General features: G+C 63.4%; 17 protein-coding genes and 2 pseudogenes. 6 read left to right on the forward strand and 13 right to left on the reverse strand.

Going from position 1 to position 21,870, the window contains the following annotated elements; genetic code table 11:
- Positions 1 to 217: 217 nt before the first annotated feature.
- Entirely contained in the window at positions 218 to 1,507 is a 1,290-nt protein-coding gene (locus tag QRT08_RS14110) for an MFS transporter (protein ID WP_286046606.1), read from the reverse strand.
- Between the two features lie 4 nt (positions 1,508 to 1,511).
- A complete protein-coding gene (locus tag QRT08_RS14115; protein WP_286046607.1) occupies positions 1,512 to 2,624 on the reverse strand; it encodes an MBL fold metallo-hydrolase in 1,113 nt (370 codons plus the stop codon).
- An 89-nt stretch (positions 2,625 to 2,713) separates the two neighbouring features.
- Between QRT08_RS14115 and QRT08_RS14120 the strand changes: the two genes are divergently transcribed.
- A complete protein-coding gene (locus tag QRT08_RS14120) occupies positions 2,714 to 3,448 on the forward strand; it encodes a helix-turn-helix domain-containing protein (protein ID WP_369684848.1) in 735 nt (244 codons plus the stop codon).
- A 520-nt stretch (positions 3,449 to 3,968) separates the two neighbouring features.
- Here QRT08_RS14120 and QRT08_RS14125 read toward each other — a convergent pair.
- The 9 genes and pseudogenes from QRT08_RS14125 to cobN form a co-directional block, all read right to left on the reverse strand.
- Entirely contained in the window at positions 3,969 to 4,994 is a 1,026-nt protein-coding gene (locus QRT08_RS14125) for a hypothetical protein (RefSeq protein ID WP_286046609.1), read from the reverse strand.
- Between the two features lie 310 nt (positions 4,995 to 5,304).
- Positions 5,305 to 5,661, reverse strand: a pseudogene (locus QRT08_RS14130) (argininosuccinate synthase); the annotation flags it as partial.
- A 98-nt stretch (positions 5,662 to 5,759) separates the two neighbouring features.
- Positions 5,760 to 6,932 (reverse strand): MFS transporter, encoded by a 1,173-nt coding sequence (locus QRT08_RS14135; RefSeq protein WP_286046610.1) that lies wholly within the window; start codon positions 6,930 to 6,932, stop codon positions 5,760 to 5,762.
- Between the two features lie 422 nt (positions 6,933 to 7,354).
- Positions 7,355 to 7,462: pseudogene (locus QRT08_RS18870) on the reverse strand (nucleotide-binding protein); the annotation flags it as partial.
- Complete coding sequence (gene cobT, locus QRT08_RS14140; protein WP_286046611.1) at positions 7,459 to 8,463, reverse strand: nicotinate mononucleotide-dependent phosphoribosyltransferase CobT; 1,005 nt, start codon at positions 8,461 to 8,463, stop codon at positions 7,459 to 7,461. The pseudogene QRT08_RS18870 and the gene cobT, both read right to left, overlap by 4 nt.
- A 16-nt stretch (positions 8,464 to 8,479) precedes the next feature.
- On the reverse strand, positions 8,480 to 9,268 hold the full coding sequence (locus QRT08_RS14145) for a CbiX/SirB N-terminal domain-containing protein (protein ID WP_286046612.1): 789 nt from the start codon (positions 9,266 to 9,268) through the stop codon (positions 8,480 to 8,482).
- 207 nt (positions 9,269 to 9,475) lie between these two features.
- Positions 9,476 to 10,246, reverse strand: coding sequence for a cobalt-precorrin-7 (C(5))-methyltransferase (locus tag QRT08_RS14150; RefSeq protein ID WP_286046613.1), 771 nt, complete (start codon positions 10,244 to 10,246; stop codon positions 9,476 to 9,478).
- Positions 10,243 to 10,974 (reverse strand): precorrin-8X methylmutase, encoded by a 732-nt coding sequence (locus QRT08_RS14155; protein ID WP_286046614.1) that lies wholly within the window; start codon positions 10,972 to 10,974, stop codon positions 10,243 to 10,245. The genes QRT08_RS14150 and QRT08_RS14155 overlap by 4 nt, the downstream gene beginning before the upstream one ends.
- Positions 10,964 to 15,010: a cobaltochelatase subunit CobN gene (cobN, locus tag QRT08_RS14160; RefSeq protein ID WP_286046615.1), complete on the reverse strand. Its 4,047-nt coding sequence runs from the start codon at positions 15,008 to 15,010 to the stop codon at positions 10,964 to 10,966. Before cobN ends, QRT08_RS14155 begins: the two co-directional genes overlap by 11 nt.
- A 34-nt stretch (positions 15,011 to 15,044) precedes the next feature.
- Between cobN and QRT08_RS14165 the strand changes: the two genes are divergently transcribed.
- The 5 genes from QRT08_RS14165 (at position 15,045) to thiC (ending at position 20,169) form a co-directional block, all read left to right on the forward strand.
- Positions 15,045 to 17,186, forward strand: coding sequence for an ATP-binding protein (locus QRT08_RS14165; protein WP_286046616.1), 2,142 nt, complete (start codon positions 15,045 to 15,047; stop codon positions 17,184 to 17,186).
- Between the two features lie 58 nt (positions 17,187 to 17,244).
- Entirely contained in the window at positions 17,245 to 17,433 is a 189-nt protein-coding gene (locus QRT08_RS14170; RefSeq protein ID WP_286046617.1) for a CbtB domain-containing protein, read from the forward strand.
- Between the two features lie 2 nt (positions 17,434 to 17,435).
- Positions 17,436 to 18,230, forward strand: coding sequence for a CbtA family protein (locus QRT08_RS14175; protein ID WP_286046618.1), 795 nt, complete (start codon positions 17,436 to 17,438; stop codon positions 18,228 to 18,230).
- Positions 18,230 to 18,574, forward strand: coding sequence for a (2Fe-2S) ferredoxin domain-containing protein (locus QRT08_RS14180; RefSeq protein ID WP_286046619.1), 345 nt, complete (start codon positions 18,230 to 18,232; stop codon positions 18,572 to 18,574). Before QRT08_RS14175 ends, QRT08_RS14180 begins: the two co-directional genes overlap by 1 nt.
- Before the next feature lie 149 nt (positions 18,575 to 18,723).
- On the forward strand, positions 18,724 to 20,169 hold the full coding sequence (gene thiC, locus QRT08_RS14185; RefSeq protein ID WP_286046620.1) for a phosphomethylpyrimidine synthase ThiC: 1,446 nt from the start codon (positions 18,724 to 18,726) through the stop codon (positions 20,167 to 20,169).
- A 28-nt stretch (positions 20,170 to 20,197) separates the two neighbouring features.
- On the opposite strand, the gene QRT08_RS14190 is transcribed toward thiC, so the two are convergent.
- A complete protein-coding gene (locus QRT08_RS14190; protein WP_286046621.1) occupies positions 20,198 to 21,505 on the reverse strand; it encodes an outer membrane protein assembly factor BamB family protein in 1,308 nt (435 codons plus the stop codon).
- On the reverse strand, positions 21,498 to 21,869 hold the full coding sequence (locus QRT08_RS14195; protein ID WP_286046622.1) for a DUF3209 family protein: 372 nt from the start codon (positions 21,867 to 21,869) through the stop codon (positions 21,498 to 21,500). The genes QRT08_RS14190 and QRT08_RS14195 overlap by 8 nt, the downstream gene beginning before the upstream one ends.
- Between the last annotated feature and the right edge of the window lies 1 nt (position 21,870).

Here is a 21,870-nt window from a genome sequence, read left to right on the forward strand (position 1 = left end):
TACTGATCGAGTTTCAACCTTGTACAACGACTGGTCGGTTTGTGGACAGCGTTGCACAAGGTGCGCTCAGTTGCTGTGTACTATCGGGTGGATCTGGGACGAGTCGGGTAGCTACTGTCGTGCGGTTGTGTCGTGTATCGTCGGTTTCCTCCCCGATCTGCTCGCTCGCTTCGCTCGCTCCTTGAGGTCGGAGGCTCCACCTCGAATCTCTGCGGAGCTAGTCTCGAGCAACCGTCCGGCCCGGTTCCTCGGTAGCGGGTGCGGGAGGCTCGTGTGTGCCGAAGTCCGGATGGGTCTCCTCCATCCAGACGTACACGACAGCACCGGAGATGAACATCAGGAGTGCCGTCATGTAGAAGGCGGCTTCGGCGCTCACGAACTCCATCGAGAGCCCGATCAGGATCGCGCCGACGCCGTAGCCGGAGTCACGCCACATCCGGTAGACACCCATGCCTGCCGACCGCCACGTCGGGTGTGCGGCGTCGCCGGGCACGGTCATCAGGTTTGGATACAGCAACGCCATGCCCAGCCCGGAGATGGCGGCCAACACAGCCCACGGCAGGTATCCTTCGACGAACACCATTCCGAGGACACCCGCACCCGCGATGAACATCCCCCAGATGACCGGCGGCCGGCGACCGATGCGATCCGCGAGCCCACCGGTCGCGATCTGGAGGAAGTACATCGCGCTGTGGACGCCGACCACGACTCCGACTGCCGCGATGCCAAGACCTCGGTTTATCAGATAGAGCGGGACGGCGATCCAGAACAGTGTGTCCACGAAGTTCTCGATATGACCGGCCTGCGCAGCAGCGAACAGCGTCTTATCGCCGTAGGTCGCACGCTTCAGCACCTCGTTGAACGGGAGGTTCGCGTCGTGGTGGTCGTCGTCACCTTCGGCCTGGGCGTATTGGACGGTTTCCGTGATCAGGAAGATCGAGATGAGAAATGCCAGCACGACGACGACGGCCAGGAAGTAGAACGGTTCGGGCCGGAGGTTCCACTGCCCGGCGATGACGCCCGTGATCCAGGCACCGACAGCGACGCCAGTGTATCCGAACGACTCGTCGATGCCGACCGCAAGGCCCCGCTGGTCGGGGCCCGCGAGGTCGATCTTCGCGTTGATCGCCATACTCCAGGTCAGTGCCTGGTTGATGCCCAGCAGGATGTTCCCGACGGTGATCCAGCCCCAGCTGGGAGCGAAGATGAGGATAATCGGGAGGGGCAAAGCAGTTGCCCACCCGAGGACGAGTACCGGCTTGCGGCCGTACTCCTCGCCCCATTTCCCAGCATAGAGGTTGAGCAGCGCTTTGACGAAGCCGAAGGAGACGACGAACGAGCCGATAACGAGAAACGACTTGACGCCGAGTACCTCTTCTCCCAGAACGGGGACGACGGTCCGTTCGGATCCGATGGTCAGCCCGGTAGCGAACACCAGCAGGACGTGTAGTGAGAACTGTCCGAGGTGTTCGCGGATTCCCCGTTTGAACTCGGTTGCCGTACTCATGGACTCACTCAGCCGCGCAGTTGTTCGGCCCCAGTTCCAACTCGGCCAGTTCCTCGGCCGGAACCGATTCCTGCCCCACGTTCGTCCGCTTGACGCGTTCGAAGTTCGGCGGGTGAGCCGGGATGTCGGACGCGAGTTCCCGGACGAAATCCTCGCGGTCACGTCCGAGATCGGCGTTCCGTTCTCCGACTCCGGCGAGGGTCGCGGTCACCGGCGGTTCGGGCGACCCGGGATCGTGCGTCGGCAGAACCAGTACGTCGTCCGGTCGGTCCAGTAACCGCTGGAGGCTCTCGTACAGCGTCGCGGCGTTCCCTTCGACGTCCGTGTCTTCGACCCCTGCTTCGACGCCGAGTTCGACCCAGCCCACGCTCTCGTGAAAGAGCGTGTCGCCCGTAATCAGCGCTGTACCGTCGATTTCGAACGAGACGCTTCCCTCGCTGTGTCCCGGCGTGTGGATGACCTCGATATCGAGACCGCCGACCGTCACGGTCTTCCCATCCTCGAGGGGCGTTGCATCGAGGGCAAGCGCGTCTTTCAGGTGGAGGGAGTACGGAACGTTGTGACGGTCGGCGAGTTCCGCAGCTCCGGAGACGTGATCTGCGTGAGCATGCGTGTCGAAGACACCGACGAGTTCGGCTTCGTAGTCGTCGAGGATCGCCTCGTACTCGTCGAGGTAGTGTGACGGGTCGAAAACGACGGCTTCTCCGTCCGAGATGAGGACGTGCGAGAGGCAGCCCTTCCCCGGCCGTGCGACCTGAATGAGCATCCCGTCGATATCGATCAGAACGGGCGCACTGCGATGAACGCGACTCCACCCGGCCATCCCGTCAGTGAGCGTTTTCGCGTCGTAGCCCAGCTCCTGAAGCAGATCTGTTGCGGTCTGCGAGATGACCCCTGCAGCACAGACGGTGACGATCTCCGCCCCGTCGGGCAGGTCGTTTAGCGCCTCTTTCGCAGACTCCCGGTCGAACGCGAGTTCGTCGTAGACGTCGACGTTCCGACTCCCGGGGATGTGCCAGTCGGTATGGTTATCCCGATGTCGAACGTCTACGACGAGGAGGTCATCGGTACGATTCTGCAAACGGTCTCCGAGTGTATCTGGCTCGATTTCGGTCATCGTATGGTGTGATCACGGGGAATCGCTGAATATAGGTGCTGCCGGACATGACCGGGACTCCTATGTAGCTTCACCACGACTATTCGCGTGTGAGTCTGTATCAAGCGTCGTTCCGGATGAAACACGAGTGCCCATATCGTGAGATTTCGGAACGCTTCCCCGACCTCACGATTCGGGAGTGGTACCTGAGCGACTGCCAGGTGCTCGAAATCACGTCCACTGAAGCTCCGACGGACGCTCTCCTCGACGAGATCGACCAACTGGGTGAAATCCTGCACGAGTCCGTCGACAGCTCCGGACTCCACGTCGTCACTCAATCCCGTCTCTGTGCGCTGGAAGGGTCGATCTTGGAGCGATTCGAGGCACACGACTGTCTGTACCAGCCGCCGACGATTCACCGCCACGGGTGGGAGCATTACACCGTCGTCGCCTTCGACGAAACCGATGTTCGGGCACTGTTGCAAGCCCTCGAGGCGGACCGAGACATCGAACTCCTCTCGAAGACTGCAATCGATGAGCGACATGTCCCACACAGTATGTTGGCGCCGGTCGATCAACTGTTCGAGAGCGTGACTGACCGTCAGCTGGCAGCACTCCGGTTGGCCCTCGACGAGGGCTATTACGAGCAGCCACGGCAGACGTCGCTTCGCGACCTGGCCGCTCAGACATCCGTGGCCCGGTCGACCTACGAGGAACACCTTCGGAAGGCGGAGAACAAACTGCTGACGAACGCTGGCCGATTCCTGCGGTTGATGACGGCACACTCCTCGGCAGATCCGTTGGACGTTGATCGGTCCCGCCGGCCCGAACAACACGCTGACTGATAGGGATTATCGTAGCCAACCGTATATCGTGACTCACGAGGGGTGACGCTGTGTTTCGATCCTCGGACCGGAAATCTATGAACTTCTACGATAATCCCTATGACCACCGAGCGGATCGGACGAAGTACGTACACTGACGGAGACGTCTACCGATACGCGGACTCCGAGAGCTGTGGACCATACACGAGCGTATCACAGTTCACGGTCCAGCTAGCTGGGACTCCGTAGCAACTTCTGCAGCAGCGGTACAACGTTCGCTGGGGGAGTGGTGCGGTCGCGCTCTCGCCTCCGCTGCCTATTGCTCGTAGGTGGCCTCGCTCTCGAAGGCATTCGTGTACCGGCAGATCGCCGCTTGAATCCCGTCTTTGTCGTCCTGTACGGCACGTGGCGTCTCCGTTGCCGAAAATCAATCCGATGTCAGAATATTCCTCTCTTCTATGGAGCATCGGGCCGATGGCATGTCGAATGCGGAATACGTGGATGCCTGAATACGCCACGCAAGCCAGAGGTGATCCACCGCCTACAATCCATCAACGGTAACGACGCCCTCGCCGGCCTCGAAATTCACCAGGTACTTCGGATCAAACGTCAAGCTCACGATCGCCTCGTTCAGGATCTCAGGGCGCTCAAACCGAGCAACCACGGTCCGCATCGTAACATCCCCCGTTCCTCCACACGGTCGCCGGTAACACCCGAACGCGTGGACGCCATCATCGGTCTCCTCAATCCGCTTGAAATGCGGCGTTTCCGATCCCGACCCCCACCCGGTCTGGACGACGAGTAACGCCTCGGACTCGAAATCCGTCCCCCCAATCAGTTCATCAACATCGCCACCCGTGTTCTCATCGACCCGGTCCAGATCATCCTCATCAGTCAACAACGCCGCGTAGAACTGCGGATTACCCTCATTCTCCACATCAGATGCAAGCTCCTCATCCGCGAAGCTCATCGAACTGGTCTCCACCTGGTCGAACGCCACCGACGGCTCCGCATCCATGTTCTCACAGAGCCACAGCGGGTCCCGATCACCGGCACCACTGCACTCCGGCTCCGAGATCTCATACGGCGGTTCCTCCACACGCGCCAGACCTGCCCCACCATCACCGACGGGCGTGAACACGACCTCGACCGTCCCAACCTGCGTATACGTGATCTCCACGTATCCGGCCCTCTTTCCCGGCTCCGCATCCACGTCGAACTCCAGCGTCGCCGTCTCCGTCATCCCGTTAACGGTAACCTCGAACGTCCGCGGCTCATTCGGCTTGCCCACCGCCGAAACCGGCTTCGTCTCCCCCGCACCGACCTCCCACTCGTCACTTGTAACCTCCTCACCGGCCGCATTCCGGATCGTAATCATGAACGTCTGGGGCTCACCCGACTCGTTGTGCAACCGCCCATCGATCGACATATCGTCCGCGTCTCCATCCTCATCTGGATCATCCTCGCCGACTCCCGTTGGATCACTTGACGAGAGACACCCGGCCAAGAACCCACCCGATATCGATGCACCGGTCACCTGCAACGCCTGTCTCCGACTCAATGCCATACCCAAACAGAACAGCGACACAGATGAATGTTTTCTGATGGCACACACGGGTCACTCACATACCGCTCCTCAGCACTCAAACTCTCTGGTCTTACTCGCCTGACCCCTCTCTACCGTAGTTTCGAGCGTAGGGGGTCGCGCCTTCGACAAGCAGCTTTTTCAATTTAGAGAGTGGGGATCTCGTCCTGAATATACCCTCCCTATGCAGCCCGCCCATGATGGCTGCGAGCAATCCGTCGTAGGAATTCATGGTTTGGACAGCGGGAAGGGTGTAGCGAATTCCGGCCACTCCGGAATTCACTGCCGATCGTCAGTCGTTTCCAGTAGTCGATTCGTCGTCGCCGCCATCTGCCGCGACTACCGCGATCGCCCGCTTCAGTGCCCGCTCGTGAATCGCGTTCGCTAACCGATCCTGAAAGCCGCGATACTTGGCGACGCCGCTCGCGTCAGCCTGCGTGATGTCGCCGACCGTCTCGGTGGTGAACGAGGCCGTTTCGGCGGAGTAGACCGCATACTCGCTCTCGCGTCCGACCGGCCCGGCCTGACCGTCTTCGAGACTCATCGTGACCGTGCCGGTCGCGCGTTCGTTCGTCGTGTCGACGAACGCTTCGAGAGCCGCCACGAGCGGGGAATCAACGAGGCCCTGATAGGCGTTCTCGGTCCACTGCTCTTAGCGACTCTGTCATCGAGAATGGCTGCACTGACCCTGATCAGACAGCTTCGCTCACTATCACCTGGTGTGTATAGAACATACCGTTGCTCGCTTCAATAGCCAAGCGAGAAAAGGCGGTTCGCGATAAGAGCACAGAACGCACAGATCAATAGAAAAACGAGTATTCCAAACGAAGCAGCCCAACCGAGTACATCAGCAAATACGCCGACTGCAACGGACCCGAACGAGGATAGCACCATATTCACCGTTTGTGTCAGCCCGAATCCTGTCCCTCGCTCAGCTTCAGCGAATTCATCCATAAATCGCGCCATTATCGCAGTAAACGAACTCATGCCGATGCCCGCTAAAATAACACCCGTTACGATTGCTACGAGATCGGAAATAGCGATGAAAAGGACGAACCCGATGATACCGGTCGCCAAGCAGCCAGTTATAACGAGATCGCGACCGTAGCGATCTGAAATCGTACCCACTCCAACCTGAACAACGCCCTGGACGACGAAATACACCGAAAAAATAGTGCCAGCCATTGTTGCTGATTGATTCTTGTGCTTGACGAGAAATGTCGGAAGAAACGATGCCGTTCCTTGCCACACGAACGTAACGATAACGGCGATGAACACCGTGAAGGCGATCGGCGGTCGTCTGAGAAAATCACGTACGGGCTGCAGTTCGAACTGCTCGCGTATGGATCGCGTCGGGGACAGTGGCTCGGTCGGTCGAACCTGCCACGCGAAAAGGAGCAAAACAGGTACTGCGACTCCCGTCCCGATCGCGACTGCTGGCCGCCACCCGTAGCGGACACCGACCCACGCAGCGGCGATCGGGGCAAGAAGCCCACCCGTGGTTCCGCCGATATTGTGCAACCCGATCGCGGTTCCAACGTCTTCGTACGTCCGTGACAGCAATGTCGTCCCAACGCTGTAATGGAGCCCAGCAACAGCGCCAAGGAGAATGGTACAGAGGACAAACAGGCCAAACAGAGGGGCAATTGCGACAGCGAAACTCATGACGGCGGTTCCGCCGACCGCGACCAGAATGATTTTCCGCTCTCCAACTCGACCGGCTAGGACCCCGCTCGGATATTGGACGAGTCCGTACGCCATCCACATGCCCGTCAGTGCGATACCGATAACGGTATTCGAGATGTCGAATTCAGCAGTGATCGCTGGCACGACGGGGCTGAGGACCAGTCGTGCAACCATCGTTGCGAATAGAGCACAGGTACACGAGAGAAGAACTGTATCGCGGTATCGCCAGTTCATAGCATTCGTTGATCGATCTCTTGGAGATGGTATGTGTGCCTGTATGAATATGCTGATAGAGGAAGACACCACCGACGAGTAGAGCCACTAATTACAGCGGTCTATATGTCTGCAGTGACAGATAACTGTTCGAGACTCCGGGTACCACGGCAACCCAGCCCGCCGAGACACCACTCGAACGGATCTGTACGCTCCCAGAGCACATCACAGATCGCACCACGGTGTGAGTAGCTACGTCTTCTCCTCAGTAGCATGGCCTATAAGCCCGTTCGTAATTGCAGGTTCCGGACCCTTCCTCTCCAAAACGACCATCATACGGCCTGTGAATCCATTACCGTCTTGTCACTCTATCGATGAAGGATCGAAATCCTCTACTAATTGTTCCTCGCTTCTGGTACTGTCGAATGAGGGAGCCTACTCGTTGCTGCCTGGACCGTATACTCTCGGTTTTGGAGAGCCCGAATGAGAGCCAGCGTGGCCACGGTCTTCCCGACGCCTGAGCGGGTGTCACCAATGGCGACCCCGTTCATATCTTCATAGTACGGTCCTCACTCACGAGCCGGTCGTAGATATCGGCGATTTTCTCGCGCACGATCGCCATCGACACGTCGGCCGCGTCAGCCAGCGCCAACGCCCCGCCCATGCCCACGCCCTCTTTGGCCTCACCAGCTACGTAGGCGTCCATCGCCGGATGACTAACGGTATCGAACCCGGGATCGGTAGTTAGGTTCACATCGAGGTCGTTTGCCAGGTCGTGGATTCCCGCAGTGTCGTCGGCAGCGAGGAAGGAAGTGGTCGCAAGCGAGAGCGAGACGTCCGTGCCTGCATGACGGACAAGTGCAGCGGCGGCCGCCAGCTGAGTTCCGCCGGCGAGCGTTACGGTCGTGCCAGTGGCCGTCGCTCCAGTGGTCAATCCGGCCACGGCAGCAAGCACCGGATCCCCGACGCACTGGACGGTCTCTATCGGATTACCGGCAGTGCTCCCAGGCGATAGGCCGCTTGTACCCAGTGCTTCGCTGACGACGTCACGCTTGAGTGAGAGTGGATTCTCCGGGAGCGACGAGGAGACTGTCGGCTGCTCCCCGAGCGCAGTCAGAACACCGAGAGCAGTCGTCGTGCCACCAGGAATCGTCTCGCCAATCACGAGTTCTGCGTCCGGCAGGCATCGACCCAGACGACGGGCGGCTTCGAACGTTTCTGATGCCGACGCGACCGGGTCCGAAGTGCGAATGTCGCGTCCGGCTCCGTCTCCGATTGTAACCGTTGGCGCAGTGGTTGGTCTGGCAAGTCCGGCGTCGACGGCAAGCACGTCGAACCCGAGGAGTTCGCGGACAGCGCGAGTGACGACCGCTGGAGTCGGGCAGCCAGTCGGACTGACGGGGACGACTGGCGCCTGCACTGGGTGACCGTACTCGACGATTTCGAGATCTGCACTGGGCGTGTGAATCATCGCGTCAGGGTTGGCCCCTGCGGCGCTGATGCCATCGATGCGGGCCGTATCGGTGTTCCCACCGACGAGAACGAATCTCATTGTGAGACCCGAATCATTACCGCCGAATCCCTTCCCCGTCGGTCGCGACCGGGCGTCGCGTCCGATTTAACTGCTCTTCGAAAGAGGATGGTGAAGCGGCATCGTCGACAGCGAGCGCGCGCTGCTTTTCGACCTCCGCGTGAACGGCATCCGTTATCCGCGGATGCTCGCCGAGCGGGTCAGCATACTCGATGCCGCCGCGTGCGAGTTCGAGTTCGTCAGGTATTCGACTCTCGGTCGCTTCGGTTCGCGTCAGGAAAAGCGGGACAGCTACCGACTGATTCTTGGTGGTATTGTACCGCACACATTCGACTGTGGGGTTCTGGAGTAGATAGCAGGTCAGCACCTCCCCGTACGCTGACTGTTCCCGAAGGCGAGCGGCGTGATAGTCGGTCGTTTGCCGGTGGTACGGTTTCGAGCTACTCCCGAATCCGACGAGGATCAGGGAGACGTCGTCGGATGCCGGAACCATACTCGCTCCGTTCTCCTCTAGCACCTCGGTAACGGCAGGACTCTGACCGAGTGGTTCACAGTAGTTGACGTCTCCGGAGACATAAGAAAGCGCGGCAGGGATACCGTTGATCGTGTCGTGGCTGTGTGCGGCACACATCGGGACTGCGTACACTGTATCGGCGGAGATTCGCTCGAATTCCGCTTTGAGCTCGCGGATCGGTTCTCGCTTGTACGTCGCTATCTCGACGTCGTCGACGACATCACGCCGGCTGAGACGATCGGCGTGTGCTTCGAGCACTTCGTGGGCGTTTCTCGTATTCCGGCCGATGAGCAGGATTGATTCGGTTGTCATGGGTCATCCACGCATTCAATTTTAGTTGCATTAACCCAATTTGGGTTGTCTTACGGGTTGAGACGGACTATCAAATAAGTTTTGGTGAGCCCGATTTCGTTCAGCGTGTGAGTGGCAATAGTGACACATAATGGAACCCAGTAGCCCGTAGATAGCGGTAATAGCGATAAAAAACGAAGATTCAGGAGGAGGCTGAATCGACCTAATCTAGTCGGACCGAACAGCTAATACCGAAAGATCAGAGAACGGTGACGTATCTCCATCTGATTCTTTCGTGAGTGCTTGGAGCCTCCCTAGCGTCGTCGTCGTTACTTCTTCGTCGTCGTGTGTCAAATGTTCCAGGACGAGAGCCTCAAGCGATGGGGATGCACCTGCTTCGAGTAACTCGGCGGCGATGTCCTCAGGCATCCAGTCGTAGGGGCGCGGGAGCACGAGCAGGTGTCGCTTACCGACGTCATCTCGAAGCCGACGGAGATCCCGTGTGATATCACCGCTCTTGTGGAGCGTTACGAAGACCGTTTCTTCCATTGGTGTTCGTGCCCTACTGGCGGCCACCTGAAGGGACGAGATCCCTGGAATCACCCGGACTGGCGCTTCGACAGCCACCTGAACCTTCCCGACGAACTGATACCCCGAGTGGTTCGGATCACCCATCAGAACGGCCGTTCCGGATTTCCCATTGGCCACGCGGTCAGCGAATGTCGCAAGCGTCTCTGCTTCATCACGATACCCACACGTGAGGAGGTCGGCGTTCGTCTTCTCGCGGATGAACTCGACGACGGTCTCGAACCCCACGACGACGTTGGCATCGCGGATTGCGCGCTCGGCGCGTGGGGTCAGATACTCCGGGTTGCCCGGGCCGATCCCGACGGCGTACACCGGATTTTCCGTCGGAAGAGACGCTGGTTCCGGTTCCGGTTCCGACGCCGCCAGCGCCGCTGGATCGGGGCCGGCGTCCAAATCGTACGTGTCGCTCACGGGAGGTCGACCTCTCCGCTCCGGACGTCGCTCGCCACGTGGACGAGTTCGTTCGTCAGGCCGGCCGCCAACCCGCTTCCGCCGCGACGGCCGACGTTCGTGATCGCGGGGACGCCGTGCGTCCCGGCGACCTCGCGAAGGCGCTTCCGGCTCTCGGCGGCTTTGACGAAGCCGACCGGGGTGGCGACCACGACGGCAGGGCGTGTTCCGCCTTCGATACAGTCTGCAAGGGCGAGTGCTGCAGTCGGTGCGTTCCCGATAACGGCAATAGCGTCGTCGTAGAGTCCCTGCCGATCGAGTTCGAATACGGACGCAGCCGTCCGCGTCATGCCGGTCCGTTTTGCGAGTTCGGCGCCGCTTCCGATCGCCTTCTGGACGGGGCAGTCGTGCCCGCGACCGGTAATACCGGCTTTGACCATCGTGATGTCGGTGACGATGGGACGCTCGTCGAGGACGGCCCGTGCGCCGGCGACGATTGGTTCGTCCTCGGTCTCGCCGGTGAACCGCACGAGGTGCTGAAATTCGGGGTCGCCCGTCGCGTGGACGCTCTTCTGCCGGATGCGGTCGGCGAGCGTCCCGTCCGGAACGAGTTCGCGTACGCGATCCATGCTCGTCTCGGCGATCTCCATCGCGTTCTCGGTGGTCGCACCGAGATCGGCGTATTCCTCGACATCACTGCCATCCCCAGCCTTGCTACCACCGTCTATCCGTCCTTCGTTAGTCGTCATCGTTCGCTGCCTCCAGTGCAGTCGCGCTCCCGGCACGCGCTTCGATGTCACCGTCCACTCGAAGGTTGATATCGCGGAGCCGATCGGCCATCCCGTCGTCGGCGTCCCACAGTCCGCGGTCGATCGCCTCCAGAAGCGTGTCACTGATGATCTCGAGGGCCCACGGGTTCACGTCGCGCATCCACTCCCGTCGGTCCTCGTCGAACGCATACTTCTCGGCGACGTCTTCCCAGAGTGTATCACTGACGACGCCGGTAGTCGCATCCCAGCCGAGAACGACGTCAACGGTGGTCGAGAGGTCGCCAGCCCCTTTGTAGTCGTGGTCCTCCATGCTGTCGAGCCAGTCGGGGTTGAGAACGCGCGCGCGCATCGCCTTGCGGACCTTCTCCTCGTTGGTGTACACCGAAACGTTGTCGGGGTCGCTGGAATCGCCGACGTAGGAGGCCGGCTCCTCGCCGGCGATCTCCGAGACGGCGGTGATGAACCCGCCGTGGAACGCGTACCAATCAGAGCTGTCGAACTCGTCCTGCTCGGCGGTGTCCTCGATCTTGACCGTGGCGTCGACGCTGCCGAGGCGTCGCTCGAAGGCGTCGTGCGCCTCCGTCACCCGTCCTCGCTTCCCGAGTGCGTAGCCGCCCCACTGGACGTACACGTCGGCGAGGTCGGATTGGTCGTCCCAGTTCCCCTCGTCGACGGCCTTGTTCGTGCCCGCACCATACCCGCCGGGTCGCGTCGTGAACACGCGGTGTCTGGCGGCTTTTTCGGGGTCGTCGACACCCTGTTCGTCGAGTCGCTCGGCCTCCTGTTCGACGTGCTTTTTGACGTAGTTCATCCCGTGGGGCTCGTCGAGCTCGACGACCGCGTCGACGGCGTCGTGAACGACGCTCGCGGCCTGCGGGAAGGCGTCGCGGAACAGCCCCGAAACTCGGGTTGTGACGTCGATGCGGGGGCGTCCGAGTTCGTCCAGCGGGATGGGAGTGACGCCGTCGATCCGTCCGGCGTCGGTCCACTCGGGTTCGACGCCCATCAGCGCGAGCACCTGCGCGATGGTCTCGCCGCGCGTTCGGACGGTCGGCGTCCCCCACGCGACCACGCCGACCTCTTCGGGGTACTCGCCCTCGTCTCGCGGCTCGCTTCGCTCACCGCTCGATCTCTCCGCGGCGCTACGCGCCGCGCTCTCCTCATAATGGCGCTCCGCGATCCCGTCGGCGACCTCGTGTCCGACGCGCCACGCGCTCTTGGCGGGTACCTTCCGCGGGTCGAGCGTGTAGAAGTTCCGCGCCGTCGGCAACAGGTCGACCCCGCCCCGCGTCGGCGCGCCGCTCCCACCAGGCGGAATATACTCGCCGGCCAGGGCGTCCGCCGTCCTCGGGATCTCCTCTTTCGCACCTCGCACGCGGGGGGCTACCTCCTCACAGACGAACGCCAGCACCTCGCGGAGGTCGTCGTGTGCGCCGGGCTTCGCACGTGCGTCCCCGAGTGGATCGATGTCCACCACGAGGAGGTTCATGTTGACCTCACCGTCGGACTGAGTCCGACGAGCCTCGTCCTCGCTGCGCTCGGACGAGACGTCGTCCGGCCCCGTCTCCGCCTCCGAGGCCGGGAGGTCGAAGTCGTGGTCGGCCAGCGTCTCCACGAGCGCGAGACTCGTCTCGTACACTTCGTCGGCAGCCTCCGAGAGTGTCATGCCTAGATCATCGTCGTACATGCCCGGTTCATCGAGCATCCGTCCGTAATCGACACCGAGCACACCGGCCACGCTTTCACGGAGGCTCGGCCCGCCCGGATTCTCCAATCGTGTGAGCGCGACGAGGTACTCGACGAGTCGCTCGCCCGTGGGGGGCTCGCTCATCGTGTGCAGTCCCATCCGGATCTGCGTCGTCTTCACGTCCGTCAGGTACGCGTGGACGCGCTCGACGAGTTCGTCGACGGCGACCTCGTCACCGTCGACTTCGCCTTCCGCGAGCGTTGATCCGGTCTCCTCGGGGCCTCGGACGTCGGCTCGGTTCTCTATTTCGCCCGCGATACCGAGTTCGACTGCGAGGTCGAGTTCGTCGACGCTCTCGCGGAGGAGCCGTTTGAGGTGCTCCCCGTCGTCGGTGCGGGCGTCCTCCATCCCGGCTTCGCGATACTGGTCGGCGAGTTCCTCAAGTTCGGATAGTTCGTCGTAAGTTCCGGCGTTGCGCATCACCGGCGTCAGGTAGTCGACGATGGCCGCGTACGAGCGTCGCTTCGCCTGGGTCCCCTCGCCCGGGTTGTTGATGATGTACGGATACACGTTCGGGATATCGTCGACGAGCCGGTCCGGGGCGCTCTCGCCGTTCAGCCCGACCGTCTTGCCGGGGAGCCACTCCAGACTCCCGTGGGTTCCGAGGTGGACGACGGCGTCGGCCTCGAAGGCGTGTCGGAGCCAACCGTAGAACGCCACGTAGTCGTGGGGGGGCTGGAGGTCCGAATCGTGATAGACCTTCGAGGGGTCCATCCCGAACCCACGCGGCGGCTGGACGGTGACGAGGACGTTCCCGAACTCGACGCCGGGGATGGCGAACGGACGGTCGGGGGCGTCTCCCCACTCGTCGACGACGCTCTCCTGGAAGCGTTCGTCCGTGGCCGCGAACCACTCGCGGTACTGCTCCGTGGAGACGACGTCGACGCTCAGGTCACGCACGTCCTCGGGGGCGACCCACCGGTCGTCGAGCGTCAGTTGTGCGGTCAGCCGATCTATCAAAGCCTGTCCGCTTTCGGGGGTCCGTCCGCCGTCTCGCGGGTCGCCTCGCTCCCCGCTCGACCGTTCCGAGGCGCGCTGCGCCTCGCCGAGGTCGTAGCCGCGCTCGCGGAGTTCCTCGAGGAGGTTGACGGTGCTCTCGGGGCTGTCGAGTCCGAAGGCGGTGCCGATGCCGTCGTCGCTCGGCGGGTAGTTGTGCAACACGACCGCGACGTTCTTCTCCCCGTTCGAGGTATGCCGAAGGGTCGCCCAGTTGACCGCGAGCCGCGCGGCGTGGTCGACCCGGTCGTCGATGGGGAAGTGCTGTTTCGGCGCGCTCCCGATGTCGGCCTCGTCGTCCGTCCGTTCCTTGCCGCTGATCGGGTGGGTGATGACGTTGCCGTCGAACTCCGGGAGCGCGACCGACAGCGCGAGTTCGAAGCCCATGACGCCCGTGTCGCTCGTCTCGTACCGGGAGCGAGAGCGCATCGTCGTCACGGTCTGGATAACGGGGACGCCGAGTCGGTCGAGGAAGACGTCCTCCGCCCCGTCGCCCTCGTCGTCGGCTGCCCGCCCCCGCTCGTCCATCGACAGCGAGAACATGAACGACGAGAGTACCGCGTCGACGAGAGGGGCGCCGTCGTCGAGGAGCCACTCCTCGGTCACGCGTTCGGCGTCCCACCCTTCGTCGCTGTCCGTCGCCGGGTTACAGAAGATCGGGAGCGCGTCCGCACCCTGCGCCTCGACGGCGCGCACCTGGGCGTCGACGTAGCGCGTGTTCTCGTGGGTCCAGTGGGACTCGTAGAACCAGATGGCGACCGTCGGCGTGTCGGGATCGAGCGTGTCTACCAGCTCCTCGTACGATGCTCCAGGATGGTCCGGATGGTAGACCCCCTCCGTCGGAAGCGCCACGGGGTCGTCGTAGTCACACTCGAGTTCCCCGTACTCGTCGACGAGGAACCGGACGCAGTTCGCGACGTTGCTGGTCCCTCCCTTCTCCAAGTAGTCGTAGACTCGATCGCGGTCCCCCGCAGGGACGGACGTGTCCTCGAGCGCGTAGGCGTCACCGGTGGATTTGACGACCAGCGGGACGCCGGCCTCCTCCAGGCGACCGACGGCGTGGTCGTATCCCGGCATGCTCTCCTCGGCACCGTGCAGCCAGAAGATCGCCGCCGTCGCGTTGGCAAGTTCGTCGAGGAACGTATCGACGTCGCTCTGCTCCTCGAGATCGCTCTCCGAGCGAACGACCAGGTCGACGTCCGTTCGCGCCGCCGCCTGCTGGACGGCCCCGAGTTCGTTCTCGGTCGCGGTGTATAGGCCGATCGTTGGCATAACGTTGTTAAACCTCCATTGCGCTAATACAAGTATGATTGATTATGGCGAGGGCAAAAAAGCTTCGCACGGGCGGGGGGATGCGCTGTCCTTTTCGGAGATCGTCGGTCAGGAGGAACTCAAAAGGGCGTTACTGGCCGTCGCGGCGAACGACGACCTCGATGGCCTCCTCGTACAGGGCGAGAAGGGGACGGCGAAGTCCACGGCGGTGCGGGCGCTGACTGACCTCCTCCCGAGACAGGACGTCATCGAGGACTGTCCGTACGGCTGCCCGCCGGACGTGCCCGAACACCAGTGTGAGGACTGCCGTGAGCGTCCCGACCCGCCGACGGCCGAGCGACCGGTCCCGCTCGTGACGCTCCCGCTGGGGGCGACCCGCGAACGGGTGGTGGGAACGCTCTCCGTGGCGGATGCCCTCGGTGGTGACTACGAGTTCGACCCCGGACTGCTCGCCCGCGCGAACCGCGGCATCCTCTACGTCGACGAGGTGAACCTCCTCGACGACCACCTCGTCGACGTGTTGCTCGACGCGGCGGCGAGCGGGGTCAACAGAATCGAGCGTGACGGTATGAGCGTCTCCCATCCAGCCAGCTTCACGCTCGTGGGGACGATGAATCCCGAGGAGGGAGATCTCCGACCGCAGTTGCGCGATCGGTTCGCTCTCCAGGCGACGGTCACCGCCTGTGAGGACGTCGATCAGCGGGTCAGCATCATCGACCGGGCTATCGGACGAACGGACGGGGACGTACCGGAGCAGTCGACTGACGAGGGCGTGGGGAACGACGCCTTCCGAGACCGGCTGTGGCGGGCCCGCAATCGGCTCGCAGAGGTCGAGCTTTCGACGCAGTTCGCCCGGGAGATCGCGGAACTGTGTCGTGACTCGGGAGTCGACGGACACCGCGGAGACATCGCGACGGCGCGCGCCGCCATGACGTTCGCCGCCCTCGACGACCGCTCGACGGTCATCGAACCCGACGTCAGACGGGCGGCGGAGCTCGCGCTCCCGCACCGGCTTCGGTCACGGCCGTTCGAAGACGCCCCCAACCCCAGCGACCTCATCGACGAACACTTCGATGGTGAGGGGGAGAAGGAGGGTCAGGAGGAACGAGGGGGACAACCCGGTGAAGGGCAGTCCGAAGCCGACGGGGACCCTTCCGACGGGACGGACGATTCTGGAGACATCGAAAAAACAGCCACGCCGGACCCGACGGATCCCGACTCGTCCACCGAAAACGGTCGGCGCGACGAAGCCGAGACCGATACGTCACCCTCGGATCGGTGCGACGAGACGGGGACCGAGGGCGTCGAAGCGGAGACGACGGACGAGGGCCAGCAGGCTGACGAAAACGATGACGCGACGGACGGGACACCGATCGTTCCCGGTCAGTCCCATACCGACATCGGTGGCGGACGCGCTCCCGAACTGGCCGCGACCGACGCCGTCGAGAGCGCGAGAGCAGGTGGCGGCTCCCGGTCGCGGACGCGGCCACACGTCGACAACGAGGGAGTCCGGGTCCGGACTCAGCGTGCGGATTCGAGCCGGCGCATCGACGCCGCGGCCTCGGTTCGAGCGGCGTCCACCCGGGGGGCGTCGTCCGTCGAGTCGTGCGATCTCCGTCAATCCGTCCGCCAGAGCGATGCCTCCGCGCTGGTGGTGTTCGTCGTGGACGCGAGTGCGTCGATGCTCCCGGCGATGCGTGCGGCGAAGGGGACCGTCCTCGAACTCCTGAAGGACGCATACCGGAAGCGCGACGAAGTCGCGTTCGTCGCGTTCGCGGGCGAGGGGGCGACCGTGCTCCTCCCGCCGACGAACAGCGTCACCCTCGCCGCCCGACATCTCAAGGAACTGCCAACCGGCGACCGGACGCCGCTTCCCTCCGGCCTCCGAACCGCCGGCGACGTTCTCGACCGGGCCGAGCCGAACGCCAGCGTCGTCGTGCTGGTCACCGACGGACGGGCGAACGTCGCGGAAGAGAGCCCGGTTCGCGAGACGCGTGAAGCCGCGAGACGGTTGAGCGAGTTCGACCCGCACGTGGTCGTCGTCGACGCGAGCGACGGTGACCGATCCGGTCTAACGGGCTTGGTCGCCGACGAAACGGACGGCGAACGCGTCCCGCTCTCCGTACTGTCCGCCGAACGAATCGATGCGGCCGTCGATATCGCACGCGAAAGGTAGGTTTGGCTCGTCCGGAAGTTTTACAACCTCATTTGATTATGTGCAAGTGTGGTTTAGAATGGCGACTGCCAACAATACCGTTCACGGTCGTATCGAACAGGCTCGCATGGAATTAACGCCGACGCAGGTGGCCGTCGGACTCGCTCTCGTTGCCGCGCTCGGATTCGCACTCCTGTTCGTGCAAGAGCCGATGCTGCACGATTCGATGCACAACTTCCGGCACGCGGCGGGGATAACCTGCCACTGATCATGCTCGCTACCCATCTGAAGCGAGGGGTGAAGGCAGGGGTGGTTGCTGGGCTGGTATTCGGTCTTTTCATGGCACTCGTCGCCAATCCGCTCGTCGCCTTCGCCGACGAACTCGGACACGAGAGAGGCCACGCTGTCGGTGAGCATCACGAACACGCGGCCGGTGAACACCACGAGGATCATGGTGGAGAACACCACGACAGCGCCGTCTCGATGACGGTTACGAACGGCGTGAGTGTCGTCTCCGGCGTTCTCTGGGGCGTCCTCCTCGGTGGCGTCGTCTTCGGGATCGCCTACTACTTCCTCGAACCTGCGATCCCGGGAACCGGTGGAGCGAAGAGCTATCTCCTGGCTGCGGCTGGCTTCGTCACCGTCTCGGGAGCGCCGTGGCTCGTGCTTCCACCCCAGCCGCCGGGCGTCGCACAGACGCTCCCCACGGAGACGCGTCTCGCCCTCTATGGAGGGATGATGGTCGTCGGCGCGGTTGTCTGCCTGCTAGCGGGGTTCGCGTACGGTCGACTCCGGGGGGCGCATGGCCGGATCACGGCCGCCGGTATCGCGGTGCTCCCCTTTGGCCTGCTCGCGATTCCAGTCGTTCTCGCGCCGTCGAACCCCGTGGAGAGTACACTCCCTCCCGAACTGGCGACCGGACTGATTGGGATAACGGTCTTCGGGCAGGCGATGCTCTGGCTCCTCCTCGCGGGTATCCACGCCCGATTCCGTCGCCCCTCGAAGGATGATCGAGCCGCCGAGACCGTACCCACACCTACCGAGACGACGGTCACCGGGGACTGATGCAGGAGCGAACCGATGACGTCCACGAGAACGGGTTCTCCGACCACGTGCTCGTCTGTACGAACGACCGCGACTCGGAGTACGCCTGCTGTGCGGAGGCACACGGCAGCGAGGTGTACGAGGCGGTGAAGTCGTGGTTGCGCGACCGAGGCGTCTTCTGGTCGCGCGTCCACGTCGTCGAGACGGGCTGTCTCGGACTGTGTAGCGCCGAGGGGACTGCGGTCGCCATCCACCCCCGTAACCGCTGGTACTCGGACGTGGTTCCGGCGGACGTTCCGTCGCTGCTCGAAAACGAGTTCGGCCCCAATGCAACGCAATTGGGCGGCGACACGACGACCCGGTAACCAACGAGCGAACGTCCGAACCCCACGTTTGGTGCTTCTCCGTCGAACTGTTCCGACGGAGCGTCCTGACGTCGACGAGCGTGACATCCTTGACGACCCGGCGGAGTCTACCACACTGTTTATAACTCAGTAGTATTACTCAGTTATCGATGACAGCCACACAGCTCCAGCGGGCCGCCGACGGAGAGATAACCGCCGCGATGCAGCGCGTCGCAGAGCGGGAGAACCGAAAGCCGGAGGACGTCCGCCAGCAGGTCGCGGACGGGCAGGCGGTGATCCCGAGCAACCACGCTCACGAGTCGCTCGACCCGATGGTCATCGGTCGGGAGTTCGCCACGAAGGTCAACGCCAACATCGGCAACAGCGAGACGACCAGTGATCGTCGGGAGGAACTCCGGAAACTCCACGCGGCGGTCCACTACGGCGCCGATACGGTGATGGACCTCTCGACGGGCGCGAACCTCGACGGGATTCGCGAACTCAACGTCCGCCACTCGCCGGTTCCCATCGGGACGGTTCCGATCTACGAAGCCGTCAAGCGGGCCGAGAGTCCAGCGGACATCACGCACGAACTGCTGCTGGACGTCATCGAGAAGCAGGCCGAACAAGGGGTCGACTACATGACCATCCACGCGGGCGTGCTGATGGAACACCTACCGCTGACGGACGGTCGCAAGACGGGAATCGTCTCGCGAGGCGGGTCGATACTGGCCCAGTGGATCGAGGAGAACGGGATGCAGAACCCGTTCTACGCGAAGTTCGAGGAGATCTGTGAGATATTCGCCGCCCACGACGTGACGTTCTCGCTGGGCGACGGCCTCCGTCCCGGCTGTCTGGCCGACGCCGGCGACGAGGCCCAGTTCGCCGAACTCGAGACGCTCGGTGAACTTACGCGGACCGCGTGGGACCACGGTGTGCAGGTGATGGTCGAGGGGCCGGGTCACGTTCCGATGGACGAGATCGCCGAGAACGTCGAACGACAGCAGGTGGTCTGTGACGGCGCGCCGTTCTATGTGCTCGGTCCCCTCGTTACGGACGTCGCGCCGGGATACGACCACATCACCAGCGCGATCGGGGCGACGGAAGCCGCCCGCGCGGGCGCGGCGATGCTCTGTTACGTCACGCCCAAGGAGCATCTCGGTCTCCCTGACGGGGAGGACGTCCGGGACGGCCTCGCGGCCTACCGAATCGCGGCCCACGCGGCGGACGTCGCGAGCGGACTCCCCGGAGCGCGGGACTGGGACGACGCGCTCTCGGAGGCCCGCTACGAGTTCGACTGGCGTCGGCAGTTCGATCTCGCGCTCGACCCCGAGCGAGCACGCACGTACCACGACCGGACGCTTCCAGGTGACAACTACAAGGAGGCACGGTTCTGCTCGATGTGCGGCGTCGAGTTCTGTTCGATGCGTATCGATCAGGACGCGCGCGATGCCGACGGCGAGATGACGGCGCTCGACGACGAGACGGACCTGACCGTCTCGCCCGCCGCGGAGGTGAACGTCCCGCCGGTTGGGACCCACGACACCAGTCGCGTCCCCGAGGAGATCGAGATCGATGGCGTCACGTTCACGCCGGAGTCACGCGCGGACGACTAGAATCGCCGACCGTCGTCCAGCCGACGAACTATCCGAGAGCCGTCGTCGTGATAAGCAACCGATAGTTTCCCCGCACCGTCCCATCGTCGTAATAAACGACCGGCTCCTCCACGGCGGCAACCGTTTCGCCCTCGAGTGCGACGGCCGCGACGACGCCGGCGGTTTCGAGGCTCGTTTCGACGCCGCGTTCCGTCTCGAACAGACGGAGTCCGTGGACGTCGACGTCGCGCGTCCGGAAGTGCTGCGCGCTGGGAACGGCCACGCGATCCCCGTCGACGCCGAGTTCGCTCACGAAGCCGCCGACGGAGGCCGTCCAGACGCGCTCGCCATCGGCTGTGTATCCGAGGGCAGTGTGTTCACGCGGATGCAACGACTCCGTCTCGCGTCCGTCGGTCGAGTACGTGTTCCCCGTGACGAAGACCACGCCGTCGGCCGTCGCGTGCACGTGGTTGGGATAGGCGTACAGCGTCTCGCCGTCGATCGTGGTGGGGGTCGCAAGGTCGACGCGCCACTGCTCCGTCCCTCCGTCGCCGAGTCTGTACCCACAATAGTCGCCGTGGCTGGCGACAACGACGCCGCCCTCGACGATCGAGACGTCACCGACGCGGCGCTGACCGTCGGTTCCGGGGTCCCACTCCCAGCGCACCGACCCCGTCTCGGCGTCGAGAACCACGAGACCGTGCTGGTGAGTGCCGGGACAGCGGTTGTAGGCGACCGCGAGGCGACGACCGTCGACGTCGATGCTGATCGGAGAGGCGTCAGTCCCACGCGTCCAGACGACGTCGCCCCGTTCGTCGAAGGCGTAGACGGCGCTGGTGAACGAGCGCCGCTCTCCGTCGCGGCTCGCGGTTCGTTCCTCGTCGCTCGCTCGACCCGACGGCTCACTTCGTTCGCCGTCGCGCTCGTAGCGGCGGGACGCGACGTACAGGCGGTCGCCGTCTGCCGTTACGTCGACGACGAAGGGGAGGAAGACCCGCGACGGCTTCTGCGGCCACCCGACGTCCGTCGCCGTGGCGTATTGCCAGCGGAGTTCTCCGGTGTCGACGTCGTAACAGCGGACGGCCCCGTCGGGTCCCCGTTCGCCGACCGCGATGCCGTCGCCGAACGACTCCACTGAGACGACGGCCGTCCGCTCGGTCGCCGTCCCCGCGCGCCAGCGTTCCTCGAGCGTCGTTCGATCGTGCGCGAGGACGTCTCCGGCGGCCGTTCCGGCAATCACCAGTCCGTCGACCAGTTCGACGGCCGAGCGGCGGCCCGCGTGCCGGGAGCGGGCCGGCGTCACCCCGCCGAGGTCGACCGCCCGGAGGCGCTCGACGCCGTTCGGTACATCACTCATCGACGGGGAACGTCTCGTGGAGGACGTCGTGTGCCTCACCCAACCCGTCGAGGACGCTCTCGCCCTGGTCCGTCAGTCGGTGAACGGCACGCTCGGCGTCACGGACGGCCACCAGGCGTCCACGCATGTAGTCGTACTCCGGGTCGTCCGGATCGGCCGCGGCGATCCCCTCCTCGAGGTCGACGAGCGCCCCGTCGAGGTGCCGCTCTATCTCCGAGAGGGTCTTTGCGTTCGCCAGGGCCTCGATCGGGCCATCGAGGTGTCCGTCGAGTTCTTTCTCCGCGTGTTCGCGTGTGCTTCGGTCCTCCGTCCCGAGCACGTTCATCAGCCCGAGTCGTAGCGCTTCGAGTTCGTAGCAGCTCATT

It is taken from the genome of Halalkalicoccus sp. NIPERK01 (assembly GCF_030287405.1).
Classification (GTDB): domain Archaea; phylum Halobacteriota; class Halobacteria; order Halobacteriales; family Halalkalicoccaceae; genus Halalkalicoccus.